This window comes from uncultured Kiloniella sp., assembly GCF_937128705.1.
Lineage (GTDB): Bacteria > Pseudomonadota > Alphaproteobacteria > Kiloniellales > Kiloniellaceae > Kiloniella.
In genome coordinates, this window is the sequence record NZ_CAKZMP010000268.1 from 1 (window position 1) to 2,246 (window position 2,246).

3 protein-coding genes are annotated in these 2,246 nt (G+C 48.6%); 1 reads left to right on the forward strand and 2 read right to left on the reverse strand.

All coding sequences use genetic code 11. The features are described 5' to 3' along the window. Window positions 1-35: 35 nt before the first annotated feature. Entirely contained in the window at window positions 36-902 is an 867-nt protein-coding gene (locus Q0241_RS13660) for a LysR family transcriptional regulator (RefSeq protein ID WP_299378435.1), read from the reverse strand. 165 nt (window positions 903-1,067) lie between these two features. Between Q0241_RS13660 and Q0241_RS13665 the strand changes: the two genes are divergently transcribed. Next, a complete protein-coding gene (locus Q0241_RS13665; protein WP_299378437.1) occupies window positions 1,068-1,376 on the forward strand; it encodes a hypothetical protein in 309 nt (102 codons plus the stop codon). Window positions 1,377-1,655: 279 nt separating this feature from the next. Here Q0241_RS13665 and Q0241_RS13670 read toward each other — a convergent pair. Further along, on the reverse strand, window positions 1,656-2,246 hold a 591-nt coding region (locus Q0241_RS13670), incomplete at its 5' end, for a peptide chain release factor-like protein (RefSeq protein WP_299378439.1).

Here is a 2,246-nt window from a genome sequence, read left to right on the forward strand (position 1 = left end):
TAACAACATTTCGATAATAGACGCTTACTCCCCTTTCATCCACCAAAAGCACCACGGATATAGATTGCTAGTTCTTCTGCGAGGGTTTTGTTCGGGCCGTCTGCGAGGTACATGTTTATGCTGCATCGGGGTAGGGTTGGGAGTTCGCCGCGGTGGTCGATGACTTCGATGCTAGGGTCGCTGAAGGTTGAGAGTTCGGGGCGGATTGCGAAGTCTGCGGCGATGGCGACCGAGGTGGAATCTTCGCTGTCTGTATCAACCGCATCCAGCCAAGGGATGTTCGCCTGTTCCAAGGCATCAATCATGGATCGTCGAAACGCACAGCCACGTACCATGGCGACGGGTAAAGGACGCGCCATCCATGCATGGCCCTTTACCGCGCCCGTCCACAACAGGGGCTGCACGGTCAACAGTTCACCATTGGCGGGCAATTTCTGGTCTTTATCATAGACCTCTGTCGTTAAGATCAAATCTTGCTGGCCGTGTTCGATTTCAGTGGCCAGATCAATTGATCCCGCGGTTTTCAGTTTGACCTGCACGCGGGGAAAGTCACGGTTGAACTGTTTAAGAACACTTGGAATATGCGGCCTGATGACATCGCCCGGCACACCAAGACAGATACTGCCTTCGTATTTGGGGGCCGTTAATCTTCCCCAGATTTCATCGTTCAATTCCAGCATGGACCGGGCATAGCCAAGCAACTGGTCGCCCTCTGCCGTTGGCCGGATGCCACGCCCGCTATTACGATCCAGTAGCGGCAGACCAACACTTTCTTCCAATCGTTTGATCTGCATACTGATCGTCGACTGCGTCATATGCAGCTTGTTCGCCGCGGCTGTCATACCGCCGGTTTCACTGACAGTGATGAAACTGCGTAATGTTCCAAGGTCAAAATTTCTCAATCTACTGCCTTTCCCGTGTTCGTCTGATATCAGAAAATCACACTATCAATTTTTGTGATGATATTCATCAACACTATTCACTTCCATAATACTAAATCCGTGACAATATATCAATAACATTGATCACAAACACCAAGACCATCACATTTCGTAATGGAGGATAAAATGCTAAAACAAACCGGTCATAGCTTGAGCACATGTCATACTGTGGGCACTAACGGCGCTTGCGGGGCTTCTTTTTCTCAGGATCAAAAGACCTTCTCATCAAGCACAAAAGAAGCGGCAACATTATTAGATCGCCTCCTTGCCCGAACTCGTAACTGGTTGGCAACGGCTTTTGAAGTTCGGAAAGAACGCCGCGTTCTGGCTGACCTGACATCCGAGCAACGAGAAGATATCGGCTTGAGTAAAGAACAGGTTCGTCAGGAAAGTAGCCGTGCCTATTGGGACCTACCAACGGATCGTGTGGAATAAACGCCTGACCATCAACGCACGATAAAAGAATTAGATCGCACTGCTTTCTTTGCGCTTAATGTCAGAGAGAACAGAGTGATCTAATAGAAACAAGCGTTAAGTTTAACGGTAATACCTTGCCTTACCTTACTTCACCTTGTTTTTGGGCTAAACAAACCTGCTGTTTGATTATGCTAAAACAAAACCCGATAGGATTGCTCCTATCGGGTTTTTCTAAATATAAACAGTATCCAAAACATCAAGCCTTGATCAACTGGCCTAGGAACTCGCCGAGTTTGATTAAAGAAGCTCGTCGTGATCTTCGTCTTCTGTCGTGCCGCCTTTGAGCTTGGACGCCAAAGATGCTTCGAGGAACATATCAATATCGCCGTTTAGCACAGCGCCAGAATTACTGGTTTCTGCCCCTGTACGCAGGTCTTTCACCATTTGATATGGCTGTAGAACGTAAGATCTGATCTGTCGTCCCCAACCGATCTCGGTCTTTGAATCTGCTTCGGCCTGTGCAACTTCTTCACGCTTTTGCATTTCGTGTTCGAACAAGCGCGATTTCAACATGTTCATCGCGGTCGCGCGGTTTTTATGCTGAGAACGGTCATTCTGACACTGTACCACGATACCCGTTGGTTCGTGGACAATACGGATTGCTGAATCAGTGGTGTTCACGTGCTGCCCACCCGCGCCGGAAGCACGGAAGGTATCAACGCGAATATCCTTGTCCAGAATTTCGATATCAAAGCTGTCATCAATAACCGGATAAACCCACGCAGAGCTAAAAGACGTATGACGACGGGCCTGTGAATCATAAGGGGAAATCCGCACAAGGCGATGAACGCCAGCTTCGGTTTTCAACCAGCCATAAGCATTATGCCC

Bases quoted from the DNA above. Each gene is read 5' to 3' on its own strand.
- Q0241_RS13665 (WP_299378437.1), top strand. From the start codon at position 1,068: ATGCTAAAACAAACCGGTCATAGCTTGAGCACATGTCATACTGTGGGC.